The sequence below is a fragment of the Rhodocyclaceae bacterium genome, from assembly GCA_020248265.1.
Classification (GTDB): domain Bacteria; phylum Pseudomonadota; class Gammaproteobacteria; order Burkholderiales; family CAIKXV01; genus CAIKXV01.
Genome location: JADCHX010000010.1, coordinates 252,724 through 272,447, shown reverse-complemented (window position 1 = coordinate 272,447; position 19,724 = coordinate 252,724). Strand labels below are relative to the sequence as shown.

Here is a 19,724-nt window from a genome sequence, read left to right as displayed (position 1 = left end):
TCCCGAGGGAGAGTTGGAGGGCGTCACCGCGACAAGGCAGTGCAGCTCCCGCACAGCATCCGTCCCTGCCCGATTATCTGGCAAGCGGCAGGTCCGGGCAAACCGCGTCGAGGCTCCGGCCGGCGCCGGATCGCCGCGTGCTCGATTGACCGTCCCCACCCGATTCCATTACAGTCCGTGCCACTTTGCGGTGCGAGAAAGCAGTGTATCGATGAAGAATGCAGTGAGCGGCAGTTTCATCGGCCTTGCAGCCATCCTCCTTGGAACGACGGCGGTTCCGGTGTCCGCCCAGTCGCCCGTCGGCGATGCACGCGTGGGTGCACAGCGTGCAGCCATGTGTGCCGGTTGTCACGGCATCGGCGGCCTGCGTAATGCCTACCCCGATGTCTTCCATTTCCCGAAGATCGGCAACCAGTATCCGGAGTACATCGTGTCCGCGCTGCAGGCGTATCGCAGTGGCGAGCGCAGCCACCCGACCATGCGCGCGATTGCCTCTTCGCTGACCGACCAGGCCATGGCCGATCTGGCTGCGTTCTACGGGCAGGGCGGCCTGCGGGCAACCACGGCTTCCGGCAAATGAGCATGACCACGATGACCCCGATCCGATCAGCCGTCCGCGTCCTGGGCGCGAACACCCTGCGTCTGGCACTCTCGGCCGGCATGACCTGCGTATTCCTGGCCTCGCCGGCGATCGCGCAGAACGCGCAGCGCGGTGCCGAACTGTCCAAGCCCTGCGCGGCGTGCCATGGCGCCGACGGCAACAGCATCGCGCCGAACTTCCCGCGCCTTGCAGGCCAGTACGAAGACTACCTGGTTCATGCGCTGAGGTCCTACCGCACCGGCGCACGCAAGAACGCGATCATGAGCGGCCAGATCGGCAATCTGACCGAGCAGGATTTCCGCGACCTGGCCGCGTTCTACGCGCGGCAGAAGGGGACGCTGGCAGTCATTCGCCAGTAGCAGGGCCGTCCATTCCCGGCACGCACGGCGAGGCGCTCCGGGCGTGCCGTGCCGTCATGCCTTGCGCTGCACGCACTCCAGGTAGGCGTCGCCGTCGGGTGGCACGTTGTCGCGTTGCGCGTGCCACATGGTCTCGGCAAGGCATTCGATCAGCGCATGCTGGGCGGCCATCGGGTCGCCATGCCGTGCCAGCACCCGCTGGTAGGCGGCGAGGATGCCCGACGGCTGGTCGATCGACAGTTGCTCTGCGAGCGCGAGGTGCAGGTACAGGTGCAGGAACGGATTGACGTTGCCGCCCTCCGGCAGGAAGTCGCGCGTATCGGCTGCCGGTGCGGCTTCGAGCAGCGGGTGGTATTCCGGATGCTCGGCGATGATGTCGGCCGTGATCGCCTCCAGTGGCGTCAGCGGCTCGCGCGCCCGGTGCTTGCGCCATGCATCGGCGAGGAAACCGCGCGCTTCGTCGCGCGTGGGCTGGAACAGGCTCATGCCGGGGCTACCGTCTTGCCCCGGTACTCGCACAGGTCTCTGATCAGGCAGCCCGGACAATCGGGCCGCACGGCCTTGCACACGTAGCGACCGTGCAGGATCAGCCAGTGGTGCGCATGCTGCAGGTATTCCGGCGGCACGACCTTCAGCAACCGGCGCTCCACCTCGAGCGTTGTCTTGCCCGGCGCGAGCGGGATCCGGTTGCCCAGCCTGAACAGGTGAGTGTCGACCGCGATCGTCGGATGGCCGAACGCGATGTTGAGGATCACGTTGGCCGTCTTGCGGCCCACGCCGGGCAGCCGTTCCAGGGCTTCGCGGTCATCCGGGACCTCGCCGCCGTGGTCAGCCAGGAGGATGGCACAGGTCTGCGCGACATGCTTCGCCTTCGAACGGAACAGACCGATGGTGCGGATGTACCCTTCGATGCCCGCCTGCCCGAGCGCGAGCATTTCGCGCGGCCCGGGCGCGTCGCGGAACAGCGCCGCGGTGGCGAGATTCACGCTGCGATCGGTTGCCTGCGCCGAGAGGATCACCGCTACCAGTAACTGGAACGGCGTCTTCCAGTCGAGTTCACCCTTCGGATGCGGATTCGCCTGCGCGAACCGCTCGAAAATCGTGCGCCGCTTCGCCGGATTCACCGTTGGTCGGTCCTGGCTGGCGGTCAGGCCGGCTTGCGGTGCTTGTCGAACACGATCGAATCGGCGAACAGCGAGTCGATCTGCCCGGGCGCGTAGCCCAGTTCGCCCAGCACGTCCGCGGTGTGCTGCCCGAGCCAGGGAGCCGCTGAACGGAACTGCTGTGGCGTGCGCGAGAACTTCACCGGGTAGCCGATGTTCTTCATCTTGCCGATGATCGGGTGTTCGACGTCGAAGAACATCTCGCGCGCCTTGATGTGCGGGTCTTCGACCGTTTCGTCGAAGGTATAGACCGGGCCACCCGGGACGGCGGCCTTGTCGAGCAGCGGTACCCAGTGCCCGGTGGGCTGCGTGACCAGCACCTTCTCGATCTCTTCCTGCAGTGCATCCACGTTGGCGAGCCGGCTCTGCAGGCCCTTGAAGCGCTCGTCCTGCAGCAGTTCGGGACGCCCGAGCACGTCGTTGCAGAAGCTTGCCCACATCTTTTCGCTGTTCGCGCCCACGGTGACATAGCCATCGGCGGTGCGGAACGCCTGGTACGGTGCGGAGCGGCGGTGGCGGGTACCGTTGGCCATCGCCACCTCGCCGGCACCGAAGAACGCGGCCGACTCCCACATCATCCACGCAAGGCCGGCGTCGACCAGAGAGGTCTCCAGGTACTGGCCTTCGCCGGTGCGCAACCGGTGGATGTACGCCGCCAGGATCGCATAGAGCGCGGTGATGCCGCCTGCGATGTCGTTCATCGCGATGCCGACCTTGGCGGGACGGCCACCCTGGTCGCCGGTCATGCGCATGATCCCGGTCATGCCCTGCGCGACGATATCGTAGCCGCCCTTCTTCGCATACGGGCCGGTCTGGCCGAAGCCGGAGATCGACGCATAGATGATCTTCTCGTTGATCTTCTTCACCGACTCGTAGTCGACGCCCATGTGGAACTTCGCGTCGGGGCGCATGTTCTCCAGGATCACGTCGGCCCCGGCCGCCAGCTTCATGAACACTTCCTTGCCGCGCGGGCTCTTCAGGTCCAGCCCGATGCTGCGCTTGTTGCGGTTGACCATCGCGAAGCAGTAGCTCTCGTCGTTGATCTTCGGCGACAGGCGGCGCGACAGGTCTCCTTCCGGGAAGTTCTCGACCTTGAGCACTTCCGCACCCATGTCCGACATGGTCATCGTGCAGAAAGGCCCGGCCAGCACATTGGTCAGGTCGATCACCTTCACGCCATCGAGGGGAAGTGCCATCGTTGCTTGCTCCGCTTGCGGTCGGACGGACCGGGAGGCGGATTATAGCGGCGGGGCTGCCGTCGCCGCCGTGGCGGGTCATCCGCCAGCGGTCAGAACCGTTCCTCCGGACCCAGGTAGCGCCACTGGCCCACCGGCAGGTCTCCCAGCCGCAGGCGGCCGATGCGTACGCGCTTGAGCCCGGTCACCCGCAGTCCGACGAGCTCGCACATGCGGCGGATCTGCCGCTTGCGTCCCTCCTGCAGCACGAAGCGAAGCTGGTCGTCGTTCTGCCAGCCGACCTTCGCCGGCTTCAGCTGCACGCCGTCCAGCGCGAGGCCGTGGTTGAGCAGCGCCATGCCTTGTGCCGACAGGCTACCCTCGACCCGCACGAGGTATTCCTTCTCGATCGAGCTGTCGGCCCCGATCAGCTGGCGCGCGATGCGGCCGTCCTGGGTCAGGACCAGCAGCCCGGTCGAGTCGATGTCCAGCCGTCCGGCCGGGGCAAGTCCGCGCAGGTGCGCCGGTTCGAAGTGCAGTGGCGCACGATCGCCCGCGAAGCGGTTGCCGGGGCAGAACAGCACGACCGCGGGCTTGTAGCCCGCCTCGGCCTGTGCGGATACATAGCCCACCGGCTTGTTCAGCAGCACCGTCACCCGCTCATGCTGCCTGGCAGCCGCGGCTGGCGACAGCGTGATCTTCTGGTGCGGCAGGATGCGCGTGCCCAGTTCCTTCACGACGACGCCGTCCACGCTCACCCAGCCGCGCTCGATATAGGCGTCGGCCTCGCGCCGCGAGCAGAGCCCCTGCGCGGCCATCAGCTTGGAGACTCGGGTCTTCTCTTCCATCGTACCGTCCCGCTGGTCAGCGGATGGCCAGGTCGACGCGTGCGCCGGGCGGTTGCGCCTTCGCGCCAGCGGCGTCGGCCGAGGGCGTCCTGCCCTGGACCAGGAACACGCGCTCGGGCGAGAGCGCTGCTTCCTTCACCAGGTAGTTCTCGACGGCCTGGGCGCGCGCCGTTGCCAGTTCGCGCAGGTCGTCCGGCGTGACCTGTGTGTTCGTCAGCATCAGCGTCTCCATCTCGGGTACCGGCAGATCGCGCAGCATCCCGATCGCGTTGCGTGGCTTGGGGAACCTCGCCTCCCGATAGGCTGCGCGCAGGTAGTTTTCGTACTCCTTCGGCTCCATCGGAACCGTACCGATACCGACGGTGCTTTCGCCCTTGCGCACCAGGTCGCGCACCCTCTGCGCCTGCACGGCCGCCGCGAGCTGTGCACGCCGGTAACCTTCGCGGTCGCGCTCGGCATCCACGCGACCGGTCAGTTCCAGACGCAGCGATGGGCGATCCGCGAGCGCCTTCCCGAGCGTCGACAGCCGCTTCCGGGCGGCCTCCGACAACACCACGCTGCCCGGTTCGAATTCGACCACGGACAGTTCTTCAGTGCTGCCGCCGCCCAGCGAGGCGAGCAGGGAAAAGGGCGCGGTCACCGCGCGCGTGATCAGGTTGCCCAGGATCTGCCAGATGATCGGTCCGATGCGGAACTGTGGATCGTCGAGCGTTCCGGTGATGGGCAGGTTCAGGTCGATCTCGCCGCGTCTGTTCTGCAGCAGCCGTACCGCGAACAGGATCGGAAGCTTGACTACCGAAGGCCCTTCGATGCGCTCGGTGCCGAAGGTCAGCTGGTCGAGGAAGATGCGATGCTGCGCGTCGATCTTGCGGCCCTCGACCTTGTACGCCAGGTTGAGCGTGAGGCGGCCGCGCTCGATGCCGTAGCCGGTGTATGTGGTCGAATAGGCCGACAGCGTCGACAGCTCGGCACCGCGCACCGCCCCTTTGATGTCGACGAACAGGGGGCTGGCGAGCGGGTTGATGCGGCCGATGATCTCGACCGGTGCACTGCCGTCGAGTTGTCCGCGCAGTTCGAGGTCGGCAGCCGTACGGGGGTCCGATGTCAGTGCCGAAACCGCACCTGTCATGCCGGTGAGGTTGAGGCGGAAATTCGGGCGCACGAAGAGGTCGGAAAAATTGATATGGCCGGATGCGACCGAAATCCGTCCGATCTTCACCGGCAACGCCGCCTGTGCCGCTGCTCCGGTGGCACCGGTCGGCGCGCTCGCGGGGGCCGTCGGCGTTGCCGAAGCAGCCGGCGCCGGCGTGGCGACCGGATCGGTACGCACGATGTCCCGCAGGTTGAGCCTGCCCTTTTCCGACAGGATGATGCGGGCGAAGAAATCCGACAGTGCGATCTCGCCGATGGCCACCTGCGTCGGTCCGGCGGTCACGTTGATCGCGCCGAAGTACAGCGATTTCCAGCGCAGCAGTTCCTCGTTGGTCAGCCTTTCGAGTGCCGCGAAGTTGGCGATGTTTGCCTCGCCGGTGAAGCCCGCGCGCGGCGGGTCGACCGACAGGTCTGCATTCAGCGAACCCTTGGCCGACAGATCTCCGCCGGTGATAACGATGTTGAGCCGCTCGGTGAAGTACGGCTGCAGCGGCAGGATGCCGATCGAGCGCGCGTCGAGGTCGAAGCTGCCGGCCCGTGGGTCGAGCGCGAACTGCCCCCGCGCGGACAGGCTGCCGCCGCGGTTGATCGTCGTGCGCAAGGTCGCCTTTGCGCGTGCCCCCTTCGCGCTGCCGAGGTCGTCGACCGTCATGGCCAGATCGGACAGCACGATCGCTACTGGTTCCGGTGGCATGCGATCGTCGAAGCGGAGATTGACCCGCTCGGCCACCGCGCGGCGCAGGACCCACGTCCAGGGCGGGGCGGTATGGGTGTCGGCCGCGGCCGGCAGCCCGGTGGGTGCAACTGCCGCAGTCGGTGCCGGTGCTGGTGCCGGTGCCGCGGGCTCGGCGAGCAGCGAGGCGAGGTTGATCCGTCCGTCCTTGTCACGGTCGATGCGGACACTGGCGTCGCGCAGGTTGAACTCGCCAACGGTAGCGCTCCGGCGCGCGAGATCGACGTCGACGCCCGCCACCGCGAGCAGCCGCGCGCTGACCAGCGGCTCCTTCTCGCCGCTGCGCCGCGCGCGCAGGTCGGCGATCGAGAGCGACAGCGCCTCCACCGCTGCATCGATGCGATTCCCCTCGGCTGCAGCACGGAAGCGCGTGCGCAGGTCCACCTTCGCCTCGTCTATGTCGAACCGCACGAGGGGTGCGTAGTAGGGTGCGTAGTTACGCGGACGTACCCCGGTCAGTTCCAGCGTGCCCTCGGTGCCTGCCGGTGCGACCGCGACCGCAGCTTCCAGCGCGAGCGTCTCGCCGAAGCCGGTACGGATCGACGCGGCGAGTCTGGCCGGATCGGCCTGCGTGCTGGACAGGCCCACCAGCGACAGGTCGATATCGGCGAGTTCCGTCCGGAACGGGGACTGCAGCGAACGGTCGGTGAACGCGACGCGAGCGTCGTTCAGCTCGAACCGGTTCACGGAATAGCGCAGCGGTTGCGCCGGCGTGGCCTGCAGATCCTGGGGCTTCGGACCCGCCGCGTTCGCCTTCTCCGGGCGCGGGGCGAGGGCCAGCAGGTTGAGCAAGCCATCGCGGCCGCGCACCGCCTCCACCGACAGGCCGGTGACGGTGATCTTCGACAGGTCGATGTCACGCGCGAAAACATCGATCGATTCGATGTCGACATCGAGCAGCGGCAGCGACAGCAGCGGTACCTTCGCGCCATCGGCTACCGCGAGGTCGCGCAGGCGCGCGGTGCCGGAGACGGTGAGCCGTTGCGGCTGACCGGTTGCGCGGATGAAGTACAGGCGCAGGTCGGTGTCGAGCGTCCCGGACGGGATGTCGAATGCGAGCGTCGCGGGCACGTAGCGGAGATAGCGCCCGATCGGCAGGCGGTCGAGCGAAAGCTGCAGCGAACTCTCGAGCGTGTCCAGGAAGGGTGCGGTCTCTCCCTTCAGCTCGACGTCAGTGCCGTCGACGCTCGCCGAGAACGATGGGGTGACCTTCACCGCGACCCGCGTCGGCAGGTTGGACAGGAAGGGAATGCCGAGGCGGATCGCGGTAACCGCGTGCCGGGCATCCTCGACGCGGTCGTCGATGTCGACCTCGCCACCGGACAGTTCGATGTTGTTCAGCGAGAAGTACGCCTTGCCTTCGCTCCTGGGCCGCTTTGCCAACGTTTCGAGGATGTCCGTGAAGTTGAACCGGCCACCCGGCAGCCGTACGATCTTCAGCCGGGGTGCGCCCAGCCTGAGCGCGCCGACGACCGGGGCCAGGTTCCAGAGTGAACTCGACTCGACGTTCACGTAGAGTTCGTCGAGCGATGCGAACACCTCCTTCGAACCCGCTTCGTAAAGGCGGAAGCCGGACACGGTCGCCGACAGCGCGAACGGATTGACGGAGATCCGCTCGATCGAGACCTCCCGCCCGAGGGCCTCGGACGCCTTCTTCACGATCAGCGATTTCGCGACCGGCGGCACGATGAAGTATCCGGCCAGCACGAAAAGCACGAACAGCCCTGCCAGGTACAGCGCCAGCCTGCGCAGCCGTGGGCGAAGAGAGGATATCTTCATGGCGCGTAGACCCACAGGTCGGCCATCAGCGTGCAGCCCGGCACCGGCAGCGGCCCGGCTACCTGTATCGCCGACAGCGGCAGGTCGAGCCCTGGCAGCCGCCGCTGGAACGTGCGCCATGCCGCGTCGAGCCCCGAGAGGTCTGTCATGAACAACTGCAGCCGCACCATGTCGTACAGCGACGTGCCGGCAGCGTCGCACAGCGCCTCAGCACGGTCGACGATCGCGTCGACCTGGGCTTCGACCGTGCATCCGAAGTGCGGCTGCCGCGGATCTGGCAGGCATCCGGGCAGCGGGCCATCGGCATCGGCTGCGAGCAGGGCGGAGCAGAGCAGCAGGTCCCCGACCAGGACCGCAGCCGGTTGCCCGTCGATGCCGGTATGGAACCCGGCATCGATGTTGTGCCGGCGCGTCCTCGCGCCATCTACCAGCCCGATCGCATTGATCTCGAGCCGGGCATCCTCGATCGCGAATCCGGGCGTGGAGGTCGCGATGTAGCTCACCGCCGGACGCGCCGTCGCGTCGGGAAACCAGCGATGCCACACCTCGTTGAATGCCGGCAGGTCGTTCATGTCGCGCAGGTAGACCTGCGCCTTGACCATGGAGGCGATCGACGAGCCGGCACCCTCGAGCGCAACGGCGATCTTCTGCTTCATCGCATAGTCGGCCTCCAGCTTGATGCGCGTGCCCTTCCACAGGTGCCCGTCGGGCACCTTCGCCTCCGGCGCGATGCCGCCGAGGTCTCCCGGCTGGTGGGCTGCCATGAAGCCGGCAATGAAGACGAAGTCGCCCGCGCGTACCACCGGCGCGAAGCCGGACGTCGAGGGCACGTGAAGTCCCGGCGGATAGACTGGCTCGATCGGCGCGTCGAAGCGGGGTGTGAGCGCGACGAACTGGGCGTCGAGGTCGGCACCGTCGAGCAGCAGCCCGGGCATCAGCACCGAGGTGGTCGGGGGGACGAGCGTCCTGAAGCGGCGCACGCGTTCGGTATGGTAGTGGCTCACTGCGGCCCAGGTCGTGAAGTACTGGTCGCTGCGCACGATACGGGCGAGCGAACTGCCGCCGGCTGCGAGTACCTGCTCGAGACGGTCGAACACCCCGGCCGATTCGCGCAGGTGCTTCGGTGCGCCGGACAAAGGCGCCCGGCTGCGCAGTACGTCGGTGGCGACGCCGCCGGTCGCGGGGTCGGTGGCCATCTGACCGGTTGCGAACACCCAGCGGCCGGCCTGCACGCCGCGTGCGAAGCGAAGCCCGAGGTCGGGGCCAAGGGCCATCGGCAGCAGCGATCGCGTCCGCGCGCGGGCGGCACCGGCCGTGGCAGACGGTCGAACGGGTCGTCGGGTGCGAGCGGTTGCAGACGGCGCCGGGGTGGATCGGTGTCGGGGCATGGGCGTCGGAAGGTGCATTGAACCCGCGTAGGCTACACGATGCGCAGTGGCGCGCGCGGGCTGCATCGGTAGCCATGCCCGGACGTGCCGTGCGCGGTCACTTGCCCTCCGGCAAGCCCGCACAAGCCAGTCGCTCGCGTGCTCGCGCGAGCGCACGCTCGACCACCGCTCGCCTGCGTCCGGTGTCCGTGCCCGCGGGCTCCGCCGCCAGCCCGGCGAGTTTCATGCGGGCCTTCTCTGCGAAACGCGCAGCGCGCTCGGCGGGCTCGCGCGCCAGACGGCGCTGGCGGAAGCGATGGCGCTCGCGCACCAGCGCCGGATCCGGGCGCGCCTGGCCAGCGGGGCGGTCCACCATCGTGATGCAGTCCACCGGGCACGGCGCGATGCACAGTCTGCAGCCGATGCATTCGGCGGACAGGACGGTATGCATCTGTCGGCTTGCGCCCACGATCGCATCCACCGGGCACTTCTGCATGCAGATCGTGCAACCGATGCAGGCGGCTTCGTCCACGAGCGCGACCTGCAGCGCGGCATGTCTTTGCACCGGCTCGGTCATCGGGTCGGGCGCCTCAGCGCATGACGCTGGCGCTGCGCGGCAGCGGCTGCCAGCGCCCGTCGATCAGGCCCTCCATCGGCTGGAAATTGATCTTGTAGGCCATCTTTTGGCTCTGGCTGATCCAGTAGCCGAGGTACAGGTACGGCAACCCGAGCTGGCGGCAGAGATCGACCTGCCAAAGGATGTTGTAGGTGCCGTAGCTGGCGCCGGGCGAATCGGGCTCGAAGAACGTGTAGACGGAGGACAGCCCGTCATGGAGGCGGTCGATGATGCTGACCATGCGCAGCGTGCGTGCGTCGCGCTCGGGCTCCCGGAACTCGACCAGGTGCGATCGGATGTTGCTCTGGAGCAGGAAGTGGCGATACTGCTCGCGGCTGTCATGGTCCATCCCGCCGCCGGAATGGCGCAGCGCCTGGTAGCGCAGATAAAGAGCGTAATGCTCCGGCGCATAGCGCAGCTCGAGCAGTTCCGACGCCAGCCCTGCATGGCGCGCATGCGCGCGGCGCTGGGATCGCGTCGGCTCGAACGCATCGACGAGGATGCGCACTGGCACGCAGGCCCTGCAATTGTCGCAGTACGGGCGATAGGTGAACGCACCGCTGCGGCGGAAGCCCGAGCGCACCAGTTCACCGTAGACCGCAGCGTCGATGAGGTGGCTCGGCGTGGCGACCTGCGACCGCGCCATGCGGTCAGGCAGGTAGCTGCACGGGTAGCGTGCAGTCGTGTAGAACTGCAACACCGAGATCGGGAAATCGTTGAGCCGGGTCATTGTAGATTCAGCGTCGGTCCATCTTCGATCAGGCGTCGATCGAGCCTGATGCGGACGGTCGATCACCCGCGCCGACGCCGGTATCGATGCCCCTGCAGCCAGCAGGCCACGCGCACGGAAATCTCCCTGCGGCAGCGGACCGGTCTTCACCCGCACGGTCGTAGTGTAGCAACTCCACAAGCCGTGCTGCGAAATCTGTCCGTGGGATCTCGCGGGCCCCGAAGCTGGCCAGGTGGTCGGTGCGCATCTGGCAATCGATCAGCCCGAAGCCCCAGCAATCAAGCTGGCGCACCAGGTGCACGAATGCGATCTTCGACGCATCCGGCACTCGCGTGAACATGGATTCGCCGAAGAACACTCGGCCTAGCGCGATCCCGTAGAGCCCGCCAGCCAGCCGGCCGTCGATCCAGGTCTCCACCGAATGCGCATGGCCCTGCTCATGGAGCGTGCAGTAGGCATCGATCATCGCCGGAGTGATCCACGTGCCGTGCGCTCCGTCGCGAGGGGCGCTGCAGGCCTCGATGACCTCGCGGAATGCGGTGTCGACGCGCACCTCGTGGCCGGGCTGGCGCAGCCGCTTGCGCAGCGACCGGCGGACATGCAGTTCCGGCGGCAACAGGACCATGCGCGGATCCGGGCTCCACCAGAGGATCGGATCCCCCGGGCTGAACCAGGGAAAGATGCCCCGTGAATACGCATCGAGCAGGCGTCCCGGCGACAGGTCGGCCCCGGCTGCGAGCAGTCCGGGCGGACGGGCCAGTGCTGCCTCGAGCGGCGGGAACGGGTGGTGGGGTTTCAGCCACTTGACCATCGGGCGATTCTACGCGGTGCCGCCGGAGTGCAGCGCGGTTGATACAGATCAATCCGGACCGGCGCCGGCTGGTCCAGGATTGCATCGAGGTTCCCGTGAGCTTGGTCATCCCTGAAGGAGGACGGAGAAATGAAGACTGCCCGATCGCTTGCCGCAGCTGCACTGATGGTCGCCGGATCTGCCGCGTTCCTGGCTTCCGCCGATGCCGATGCGCAGCTGATGGTGCGTGGCCGTGCGCTGTACATCGCGCCGCAGGAACGCTCGTCGCCGCTCGACATCGGGGTCTCGAACGAGGTCACGCCGGAGCTGGACCTGAGCTGGTTCTTCACGCCGAACATCGCGGTCGAACTGATCCTGGCCACGCAGCGCCACAACGTGAGCAACGCCGGAGTCGATATCGGCAGCCTCAAGCACCTTCCGCCGACGCTGATGCTGCAGTACCACTTCACGCCGTCACAGGACTTCAAGCCCTATGTGGGTGTCGGCGTGAACTACACGCGCTTCTACGACGTGAGCCTCAGTGGCGGCACGCTGACCGTCGACCGGTCCAGCACGGGCGGCGCGATCCAGGCGGGCTTCGACTATCGCCTCTCGGGACAGTGGTACCTCAACATCGACGTGAAGAAGATCTGGATCGAGACCGACGTGAAGACGACAGCTGGCGCTCTCGTGTCGAGCCTGAAGATCGATCCGTTGCTGTTCGGTGTCGGCGTCGGCTACAAGTTCTAGGCGCCGATGATGCGGGAGGCGGGTGCCGCTGCCAGCTGTTTCCACTGCGGACTGCCTGTCGGATCGCCAGGCCTGGCCGTGCGCATCGGTGGCAGCCTGCGCGAGATGTGCTGCGCGGGTTGCCAGGCGGTCGCACAGGCGATCGTCGATGGCGGCCTCGAGCGCTATTACGAGCATCGTGCGTCCCTGCCCGCCTCCGCCGCGTTGGTCGTGCCGCCGCAGTTGGCGCAGCTGCGCCTCTATGATGACCCGGCTGTGCAGGCCGGTTTCGTCCGTCCGGTCGAGGCCACCGGGCGCCGCGGAGGCGTGCGGACGGAGCCTGTGCACGATGAACGCGAAGCTGCGCTGCTGATCGAGGGCATCACCTGCGGCGCCTGCGCATGGCTCACGGAGCGCACGCTCGAGCGGGTGCCCGGCGTCACTGGTGTCGAGTTCAACTACGCTGCCCGTCGAGCTCGGGTGCGCTGGGACGCCTCGCGCGGCTCGCTGTCGTCGATCCTCGCGGCGGTCGCGGCCATCGGCTACCGGGCAAGTCCGTACGACGCCTCGCGCATGGACGACCTGCACCGGCGCGAGCGCAAGCGTGCGCTTTCCCGGCTGGCCATCGCGGGCCTGGGCATGATGCAGGTGATGATGTATGCCGTGCCGGTATGGCTCGCAGATGGCGACATGACCGGCGATGTCGACATCCTGATGCGCTGGGCCGGGCTGATCCTGACGCTGCCGGTCCTGGTGTATTCGGCTGCGCCGATCTTCGGGTCCGCCTGGCGCGACCTGCAGGCGCAGCGTGTCGGCATGGATGTCCCGGTGGCGATCGGAATCGCAGGGGCATTTTTCGCCAGCGTGTTCGCGACGGTCACGGGCAGCGGCGACGTGTATTTCGATTCGGTGACGATGTTCGTGTTCCTGCTGCTGGGCGCACGTTTCCTGGAATCGCAGGTGCGCGCCCGCGCCGCGCGGGCCAGCGATGAACTTGCCCGACTGATTCCCGCCACTGCAACGCTGCTGCCCGCCTGGCCGGAACCGCAGCCGGTGGAGACAGTGCCGGTTGCGCGCTTGCGGGCGGGCGACGTGGTTCTGGTGCGGCCCGGGGAACGGATCCCGGCGGACGGGCGCGTACTGGATGGGGCCGGAGAGGTGGACGAGGCACTGCTCACCGGCGAGAGCCGCCCGGTGCTGCGCGACACGGGTATGCCGGTCACCGGAGGCGCGGTCAACCTCGTCACCCCACTGGTGGTGAAGGTCGAGCACATCGGAGAGCAGACGGTACTTGCCGGCATCGTCCGGCTTCTCGACCGCGCGGCGGCCGAGAAGCCGCCGCTTGCGGCACTGGCCGACCGTGTGGCCGGGCAGTTCGTGCTGTGCCTGCTGCTGGTGGCCGCGGTAACCGCGCTCTGGTGGGGCGTGCACGATCCTGCCCGCGCCCTCTGGATCACGGTCGCGGTGCTGGTGGTCACCTGTCCGTGTGCGCTGTCGCTCGCCACGCCCGCGGCGCTGGCGGCTGCCGCCAGCGGCCTCGCGCGTGCCGGACTGCTGCCCACGCGCGGCCATGCGATCGAGACGCTGGCGCGCGCGTCCGTATTCGTTTTCGACAAGACCGGCACCCTCACGACCGGCAGGCTGCGGGTCAGCGCCTGCCTTTCCGCGTCTGGTGCCCGGTTGTCGTCGCAGGCACTGTGGTGCCGGGTGGCTGCGCTGGAGCAGCGTTCCGAACATCCGATCGGTCGGGCGCTCGCCGCGCATGTACTGCAGGCGGCAGGCGGCGGCGTCGCAGGCGTGGCTGCGCCGCGTGTCGAACGGCTGCGTCATGTCCCGGGTGGCGGCGTCGAGGGGGTGGTCGACGGGCAGCTGCTGCGGCTGGGTACGCCCGAGTTCGTCGCCGAGGTGTCCGGAGCGCCCGCGTCGCCCTTGGAAACCGACGCGCTCGCCGCGATGCAGCGCGGCGAGACATGCGTGCTGCTCGGCGATGGCCAGGGCGTGCTCGCGACCTTCCTGCTCGCCGACCAGTTGCGCCCGGGCGCGCGCGAACTGGTCGCGGGGCTTCGCGCGAGCGGCGCGACCGTGATGCTGCTCTCCGGCGACCAGCCCCGGACCGTGGCGTCGGTGGCGGAGGCACTGGGCATCGTGCTGGATGCGCAGCATGTGCGCGGAGGCCTGTCACCGGAGGCGAAAGTCGAGTTCGTGCGCGGGCTGCAGGCCGACGGCGCGGTGGTGGCGATGTTCGGCGACGGCGTGAACGACGCGCCGGTGCTGGCACAGGCACAGGTATCGATCGCACCCGCAACCGGCACGCAGGTGGCACAGGCCGCCTCGGACATGGTCTGGCTCGCCCGTGGCGACCAGGCGGACATGCGCTCGCTGCTGCATGCGATCTCCATGGCGCGCCGCACGCTCAGGGTGATCCGCGGCAACCTGCTCTGGGCTGCTGGCTACAACCTGGTTGCGGTACCGCTGGCAATGGCCGGCCTGGTCACGCCCTGGGTCGCGGCAATCGGCATGTCGGCCAGTTCGCTGCTGGTGGTGGGCAATGCGATGCGGCTGCTCCGGCGCGAAACGCCCGTTGCGCAGGGCCCGCTCCTGTTGGCCTGCGATACGCTGCCGGTTTCGCCGCCGGCATGACCTCAAGATCGGTCCGGCGCCCTGCCTGTACCTTGCTGGGCATCAACGCCTGCCCAACGAAGCCGTGCTTTGAACAAGCTGGGCCTGAGCCCGGCCAGAGCGCCCTGAAGGCCGATCGGAGAATGTGATGCATGCACGCATGGATGCCCAGCCGCGGGTCGAGTCGCTGTACGACCCGGTTACCTGCACCTTCACGCATGTCGTGCACGCGGGCGAGGGCAGCGCGTGCGCGATCATCGACCCGGTGCTCGATTTCGATCCGAAGTCGGGGCGTATCTCGCATGCGTGCGCAGGACGCGTGGTCGAGGCGGTCCAGCGCCTCGCGCTTCGCGTCGAATGGATCCTCGAGACCCATGCTCATGCCGACCACCTGAGCAGCGCGCGCTGGCTGCGCGAGCGGCTGGGTGGTCGCATCGCGATCGGTGCTTCGATCAATTCGGTGCAGGCGGTGTTCTCGAAGCTGTTCAACCTCGGCCCCGGGTTCGCCACCGACGGCTCGCAGTTCGACCATCTGTTCATGCCCGGCGAATCGTTCGCGATCGGCAGCCTGCAGGCGGTCGCGATGTGCGTCCCGGGCCATACGCCCGCGGATTGCGCATATCGGATGGGGGATGCCGTGTTCGTCGGCGATACGCTGTTCCCCCCGGATGTCGGCACCGCGCGCTGCGATTTCCCGGGCGGGGATGCGGCCACGCTCTACAAGTCGATCCGATCGCTGCTCGAACTGCCGTCTCAGACGCGGCTCTTCGTGTGCCACGACTACCCTCCGGCCGGGCGGGAGCCGTGTCCTGTGACGACGGTGCAGGCGCAACGCGCAGGCAACATCCATGTACGGGACGGCATCGGCGCCGCCGAGTTCGTCGCGATGCGTGAACGACGCGACGCGACGCTCGCCATGCCGGTGCTCATCCTGCCGTCGATCCAGGTGAATATCCGCGCCGGCGAACTGCCGCCGCCGGAGGACAATGGCGTGCGCTACCTGAAGCTGCCGATCGACGCGCTCTGAACGCGTCGTACCCTGTTCGCGACGATCGCACGGGCGCTGTACACCGGGATCCGTGGTTTCAGGACTGCGCGGTTGCCGACGTGACGGCGGGTCGGTCGTGCAGCGCCCGCCAGGCAGCCACAGGCCCCGGGCTGCCTGCGGCGGCGAGGCGGCGCAGTACGACGCGCAAGTGCGCACGTGCGCGGCGTTCCGACGGGCGGGGGAAGGATTGCGGTGCCTGTCCTGCGGCGATCGCCGCTTCGACCTGCCCGCGCAGCGCCCGTTCGTCGGCCAGTCCGAACCGTTGGAACAGCCGGCCGGACGCGTCGTCCGCCTCGCGCGAGTAGGGCGTGCGCCGGCCGAGGCCGTCGCGCCATGCGCCTGGCGGGTGGAGCATGAGTATCGGTTGCCAGCCGGGAGGGATCGGCGTGTTCGCGGAATGGGTGCGGCCGCTCGCCAGCAGCGCCGGCAGCAGATGGGTGTGCGGTCCCTCGGGTGATCGCCCATCGGGCATCGGTATCGGCGCCGTGACTTCGATACGGCCGGCAGGCGACAGCAGGACCCGGTGCGGTTGCGCATGCAGGAAGGCCGCCATCAGCGCGTGCAGGATGTCGCCGCTGGCCGCCTGCCCGGCCGCTGCGTGCAGCGCCTCGATCGCGTGCGGATCGGTGGTGCGTACGCAGAACCGGACCGCCCCCAGTCCGATGCCCAGGTCGTAGAGCGCCATGGTCCGGTCGGTCGCGCGCAGGGCCTGGTGGTCCGGCCCCAGCGGTGTCACAACGCCGCCAGACAGCGGCTCGATCGCCGGCATGCACAGTGCCAGTTCGCTGCTCCAGGTGTCCGGGTCGCTGCCCGGGATGTCGTAGGCCATGACCCGTGCAGACCCGCGCGGGGCGATCCGGATCGCCCCGCGGGCGGTGACCATCGACACGGCTCCCGCATCCTCGACGCGCACTGCAGGCTCGTCGGCATCTCGGTGGAATTCGCCGATCGCGCCGAAGGTGCCGATGCTCCAGCCATTGCACGGGTCATCGAGCGCGGGCTGGAGCAGCGCAAGCAGTGCGGTCGGGTCGAGCAGTCGAGTGTCGTTGTCAGCCATCGTATCGGTTTCCATGGGGCTGCGCTCCAGAACGACGTCGCCCAACGATCGCTCCTCGGCGGCGGGTGGCAGGTGAAGCGTTCAGGGAAACAGTTCGCCCATCCGGCGGGCAAACGCATACAGGTCCCGGTTGCGTTCGCGGATGGCGGCAAGCATCGGCCGCGCCTGCGCGAGCACGCCGGCGGCGTCGAACGCGGTGATACGTCCGGCCTCGACCAGCACCCGACCGTCCACCAACACCGTGTGCACCGAAGCACCCGTTTCGCCAAAAACCATCTGCCGGACCGGATCATTGACCGGCGTCCATTCCGGGCGTTCGAGGTCGTAGAGCACGATGTCGGCGCGGCAGCCGGCCTCGATGCGGCCGAGGTCGGGCAGGCCGACCGCAGCTGCGCCGCCCGCCGTGGCCATCGCCAGCGCCTGCCGGGCGGTGACCCACCGGCGGCGGTCCGGTTCAACCACGCGCCCGAGGCAGGCGGCGAGCCGCATCGCCTCGTGCAGTTGCTGGTTGTCGTTGGTCACGTTGCCATCGCTGCCCAGGGCGACGGTCACGCCTGCAGCGACCATGCGTCCGATCGGTGCAATGCCGGTGCCGAGTTTCAGGTTGCTTTCGGGGTTGTGCACGACCACCACGCCGTGGCGAGCGAGGCGCTCTATGTCGGGGTCATCGATCCAGATCGTATGCGCACAGGACAGCTTCGGCGACAGCATCCCGAGCCGCTCGAGGTGCTCGACCATCGTGCAGCCATGGCGTTCCTGGGCGAGGCGTGTCTGCACCTTCGATTCGAGCAGGTGCGTATGGATGCCGACGCCGAAGCGCGCCGCGATGTCGCGGCTCATCTCGAGCAGTGCGTCCGTGCAGCGGACCGGATTGGTCGGTGCCGGGAACACGGACAGGCGCTGTTCCGGCGCGTGGTAGCGGCTGATCGCGTCCTCGGTCAGTTCGCGCGTCTCGGCCAGCGGCTTCGGTGGCAGCGGCGCGACCCGTTCCAGTTCCGCGGCAAGCCCGGCCGGCAGTTGCATGTCGCGCGGGAAGATGTCGCCGAACGTATCGTCGAAGATACGCACCGCGAGCACCATGCGCATGCCGCTGTCGCGGTAGGCCCGTACCGCGGCCGCGATGTCCTCGGGACCGAAGTTCTGCGCCGGGAAATGGTCGATCGCAGTTGTCACCCCCGACAGCAGCATCTGCGCAGCGTTGAGCATCGCGCTGATGTAGACCTCGTGTGGCGTGCGTGCGCTGGTGTCCGCCTGGTTGAGCCACATGAACGCCGGGTGGCTCTCGGTATCCATCGTGCCGGCGAGCAGCGCGCCGGGGGAGTGCGTATGGGCGTTGACCAGGCCGGGTGCCGCGAGCAGGCCGCGTCCGTCGATCACGCGGTCGGGTGCCTGCGCCCCGCCATCGACCGGGCCGCCATGCGCGTGCACCGAGACGATGCGCCCGTCCACGATACGGATGTCGCCCCGCTCGATGAACCGTTCCTGCCTGTCGAGGGCAAGGATCGCGACGTCTCGAATCAGCAGTGAACTCAAGATAGACTCCGGGAGGCATGGCGGCGCCATGGGTCGTGATCTGTGATCACAGGCGGCCGCACTTACCGGGCAGCGCCCGGGGTGATGCGCGGACTATAGAACAGGCAGCCACGATGAGCGAATCGAATCGGGTTTCGGCGGCGGCAGTGTCCCCGGCGGCGCAGGCGCTGGCCAGGCAACTGGCGCCGCAGGTCTCCTTCGAGCGGGCGCGCACCGTGCTGCAGGAACTGCTGCGCGTGCCCAGTCCGCAGACCGCACTGCTGGAGGCCGAGCCGCAGCTGCGCGAGTTCATCCGTACCGCGATGATCCCGCGCATGGCTGGGCTGGGCTTCACGCGGGTGCGGCAGGACGCGCTCGGCAACATGATCGCCGAGATGGGGCCAGCGAACGCGAAGCGGTCGCTGATGCTCGTCATGCATGCGATGAACCAGCCGCCGTCCACCATGCCCGATCCGTACGGCGCCGTGGTTATCGACGGGCGGCCGCATGGCATGCCCGGCGAGGCGGTGCTCGGCAAGGGTGCCAGCGAGCAGAAGGGCACGCTGGCGGCGGTCATCCATGCGATCGAGGCGGTGCGCGACTCGGGCGTGCCGCTCGACGGCCGGCTGGTCCTTTTGTGCCTGGTCTCCGGAGAAACCGGCGATCCGCTGGCGATCAGTCATGTGGTCGAGAAGGAGGGCGTGCGGGCCGACCTCGCCTATGTCTACGGCAACGCCATGCAGTTGCAGCTCGGCAACCGTGGCCGGGTCGACGTGACGGCCACCGTCGCTGGGTCCCCGAGCCATTCCAGCCGGCCGAACGAGGGCGCGAACGCGATCGTCGGTGCGATGGAGTTCCTGCGCCGGCTGGCCGTCGAGATCCCGAACACGCGCAGCCATCCGGGACTGGGCACCGCCTGGCTCACCTGCAACGGCATCGAGAGTTTCCCGAAATCCACGCATACGGTGCAGGGAACCTGCGTCGTGAAGCTCGACCAGCGGCTGCTGCCCGGCGACGATCCGCAGGCGGCCGTGGCGAAGATCGAGGCGGTGGCTCGCTCCATGGATGACTGGCCCGATCCGATCTCCGGCAAGCCGTTCCGGGTGGCGGTCGAGGCGGGTGCCTACATGTACCCGAGTCTGGTGGCGGTGGACTCGTTGCCGGCGCGGCTGCTTCAGGCGGCCTGCAGCGCGATGCTCGAGCGCGAGGTCGGTACCTTCTACGGGCAGTCCGCGCACGACCAGGGCTACCTGAACCACATGGGCATCCCCACGGCCAACTTCGGCCCGGGCGAGCAGTCGTTCGCGCACACCGACCTCGACCTTGCGTCGGTCGACAAGGTGCATGACGCGGCAAAGGTCTACGCGTGGCTGATCGCGGGCTACCTCGGCCGTGACGCAGCCTTCGGCAGCGATCCTTCGCAGTGAATCCGTCCCTGGGAACCAG

Annotated in this window: 17 protein-coding genes; 6 read left to right on the top strand and 11 right to left on the bottom strand. The window is 68.2% G+C overall.

The features are described from left to right. Positions 1 to 211 precede the first annotated feature (211 nt). Both ING98_10865 and ING98_10860 read left to right on the top strand, forming a co-directional pair. Positions 212 to 580 (top strand): c-type cytochrome, encoded by a 369-nt coding sequence (locus tag ING98_10865; GenBank protein MCA3102369.1) that lies wholly within the window; start codon positions 212 to 214, stop codon positions 578 to 580. Between the two features lie 80 nt (positions 581 to 660). Then, the gene (locus tag ING98_10860) at positions 661 to 960 is read left to right on the top strand and encodes a cytochrome c (protein MCA3102368.1); all 300 of its coding nucleotides are present in this window, start codon (positions 661 to 663) and stop codon (positions 958 to 960) included. A gap of 54 nt (positions 961 to 1,014) precedes the next feature. Here ING98_10860 and ING98_10855 read toward each other — a convergent pair whose 3' ends face one another. From ING98_10855 to ING98_10815, 9 genes are all read right to left on the bottom strand, one after another. Beyond that, positions 1,015 to 1,440 carry a DUF1841 family protein gene (locus ING98_10855; GenBank protein MCA3102367.1) on the bottom strand — a complete coding sequence of 142 codons (426 nt, stop codon included), beginning with the start codon at positions 1,438 to 1,440 and terminating at the stop codon, positions 1,015 to 1,017. 2 nt (positions 1,441 to 1,442) lie between these two features. Continuing rightward, positions 1,443 to 2,084, bottom strand: coding sequence for an endonuclease III (gene nth, locus ING98_10850; protein ID MCA3102366.1), 642 nt, complete (start codon positions 2,082 to 2,084; stop codon positions 1,443 to 1,445). A gap of 23 nt (positions 2,085 to 2,107) precedes the next feature. After that, positions 2,108 to 3,319, bottom strand: coding sequence for a CoA transferase (locus tag ING98_10845; protein MCA3102365.1), 1,212 nt, complete (start codon positions 3,317 to 3,319; stop codon positions 2,108 to 2,110). Positions 3,320 to 3,411: 92 nt separating this feature from the next. Beyond that, positions 3,412 to 4,146 carry an rRNA pseudouridine synthase gene (locus tag ING98_10840; protein ID MCA3102364.1) on the bottom strand — a complete coding sequence of 245 codons (735 nt, stop codon included), beginning with the start codon at positions 4,144 to 4,146 and terminating at the stop codon, positions 3,412 to 3,414. A 16-nt stretch (positions 4,147 to 4,162) separates the two neighbouring features. Further along, positions 4,163 to 7,810 (bottom strand): DUF748 domain-containing protein, encoded by a 3,648-nt coding sequence (locus ING98_10835; GenBank protein ID MCA3102363.1) that lies wholly within the window; start codon positions 7,808 to 7,810, stop codon positions 4,163 to 4,165. Further along, positions 7,807 to 9,084, bottom strand: coding sequence for a hypothetical protein (locus ING98_10830; GenBank protein ID MCA3102362.1), 1,278 nt, complete (start codon positions 9,082 to 9,084; stop codon positions 7,807 to 7,809). The genes ING98_10835 and ING98_10830 overlap by 4 nt, the downstream gene beginning before the upstream one ends. Before the next feature lie 211 nt (positions 9,085 to 9,295). Further along, entirely contained in the window at positions 9,296 to 9,754 is a 459-nt protein-coding gene (locus ING98_10825; protein ID MCA3102361.1) for an RnfABCDGE type electron transport complex subunit B, read from the bottom strand. A gap of 13 nt (positions 9,755 to 9,767) precedes the next feature. After that, on the bottom strand, positions 9,768 to 10,523 hold the full coding sequence (locus ING98_10820; protein ID MCA3102360.1) for an arginyltransferase: 756 nt from the start codon (positions 10,521 to 10,523) through the stop codon (positions 9,768 to 9,770). Positions 10,524 to 10,551: 28 nt separating this feature from the next. Then, the gene (locus ING98_10815; protein ID MCA3102359.1) at positions 10,552 to 11,334 is read right to left on the bottom strand and encodes a leucyl/phenylalanyl-tRNA--protein transferase; all 783 of its coding nucleotides are present in this window, start codon (positions 11,332 to 11,334) and stop codon (positions 10,552 to 10,554) included. Positions 11,335 to 11,463: 129 nt separating this feature from the next. Here ING98_10815 and ING98_10810 point away from each other — a divergent pair, with 129 nt between their 5' ends. The 3 genes from ING98_10810 to ING98_10800 all read left to right on the top strand — a co-directional run bounded on the left by ING98_10810 (position 11,464) and on the right by ING98_10800 (position 15,688). Then, positions 11,464 to 12,063, top strand: coding sequence for an OmpW family protein (locus tag ING98_10810; GenBank protein MCA3102358.1), 600 nt, complete (start codon positions 11,464 to 11,466; stop codon positions 12,061 to 12,063). 6 nt (positions 12,064 to 12,069) lie between these two features. Next, a complete protein-coding gene (locus ING98_10805; protein ID MCA3102357.1) occupies positions 12,070 to 14,682 on the top strand; it encodes a heavy metal translocating P-type ATPase in 2,613 nt (870 codons plus the stop codon). Positions 14,683 to 14,821: 139 nt separating this feature from the next. Then, positions 14,822 to 15,688 carry an MBL fold metallo-hydrolase gene (locus ING98_10800; protein ID MCA3102356.1) on the top strand — a complete coding sequence of 289 codons (867 nt, stop codon included), beginning with the start codon at positions 14,822 to 14,824 and terminating at the stop codon, positions 15,686 to 15,688. Positions 15,689 to 15,746: 58 nt separating this feature from the next. Here ING98_10800 and ING98_10795 read toward each other — a convergent pair whose 3' ends face one another. Both ING98_10795 and ING98_10790 read right to left on the bottom strand, forming a co-directional pair. After that, the gene (locus tag ING98_10795) at positions 15,747 to 16,766 is read right to left on the bottom strand and encodes a hypothetical protein (GenBank protein MCA3102355.1); all 1,020 of its coding nucleotides are present in this window, start codon (positions 16,764 to 16,766) and stop codon (positions 15,747 to 15,749) included. Positions 16,767 to 16,847: 81 nt separating this feature from the next. Further along, positions 16,848 to 18,299 (bottom strand): amidohydrolase family protein, encoded by a 1,452-nt coding sequence (locus ING98_10790; GenBank protein ID MCA3102354.1) that lies wholly within the window; start codon positions 18,297 to 18,299, stop codon positions 16,848 to 16,850. A gap of 113 nt (positions 18,300 to 18,412) precedes the next feature. Here ING98_10790 and ING98_10785 point away from each other — a divergent pair, with 113 nt between their 5' ends. Further along, complete coding sequence (locus ING98_10785) at positions 18,413 to 19,705, top strand: M20/M25/M40 family metallo-hydrolase (GenBank protein MCA3102353.1); 1,293 nt, start codon at positions 18,413 to 18,415, stop codon at positions 19,703 to 19,705. Positions 19,706 to 19,724 lie beyond the last annotated feature (19 nt).

Excerpts from the sequence above, each read along its gene's own strand:
- ING98_10865 (MCA3102369.1), top strand. The coding sequence starts at position 212 with ATGAAGAATGCAGTGAGCGGCAGTTTCATCGGCCTTGCAGCCATCCTC.
- ING98_10860 (MCA3102368.1), top strand. The coding sequence starts at position 661 with ATGACCTGCGTATTCCTGGCCTCGCCGGCGATCGCGCAGAACGCGCAG.
- ING98_10845 (MCA3102365.1), bottom strand. The coding sequence starts at position 3,319 with ATGGCACTTCCCCTCGATGGCGTGAAGGTGATCGACCTGACCAATGTG.
- ING98_10840 (MCA3102364.1), bottom strand. The coding sequence starts at position 4,146 with ATGGAAGAGAAGACCCGAGTCTCCAAGCTGATGGCCGCGCAGGGGCTC.
- ING98_10835 (MCA3102363.1), bottom strand. The coding sequence starts at position 7,810 with ATGAAGATATCCTCTCTTCGCCCACGGCTGCGCAGGCTGGCGCTGTAC.
- ING98_10830 (MCA3102362.1), bottom strand. The coding sequence starts at position 9,084 with ATGGCCCTTGGCCCCGACCTCGGGCTTCGCTTCGCACGCGGCGTGCAG.
- ING98_10825 (MCA3102361.1), bottom strand. The coding sequence starts at position 9,754 with ATGACCGAGCCGGTGCAAAGACATGCCGCGCTGCAGGTCGCGCTCGTG.
- ING98_10820 (MCA3102360.1), bottom strand. The coding sequence starts at position 10,523 with ATGACCCGGCTCAACGATTTCCCGATCTCGGTGTTGCAGTTCTACACG.
- ING98_10815 (MCA3102359.1), bottom strand. The coding sequence starts at position 11,334 with ATGGTCAAGTGGCTGAAACCCCACCACCCGTTCCCGCCGCTCGAGGCA.
- ING98_10810 (MCA3102358.1), top strand. The coding sequence starts at position 11,464 with ATGAAGACTGCCCGATCGCTTGCCGCAGCTGCACTGATGGTCGCCGGA.
- ING98_10805 (MCA3102357.1), top strand. The coding sequence starts at position 12,070 with ATGATGCGGGAGGCGGGTGCCGCTGCCAGCTGTTTCCACTGCGGACTG.
- ING98_10800 (MCA3102356.1), top strand. The coding sequence starts at position 14,822 with ATGGATGCCCAGCCGCGGGTCGAGTCGCTGTACGACCCGGTTACCTGC.
- ING98_10795 (MCA3102355.1), bottom strand. The coding sequence starts at position 16,766 with ATGGCTGACAACGACACTCGACTGCTCGACCCGACCGCACTGCTTGCG.
- ING98_10785 (MCA3102353.1), top strand. The coding sequence starts at position 18,413 with ATGAGCGAATCGAATCGGGTTTCGGCGGCGGCAGTGTCCCCGGCGGCG.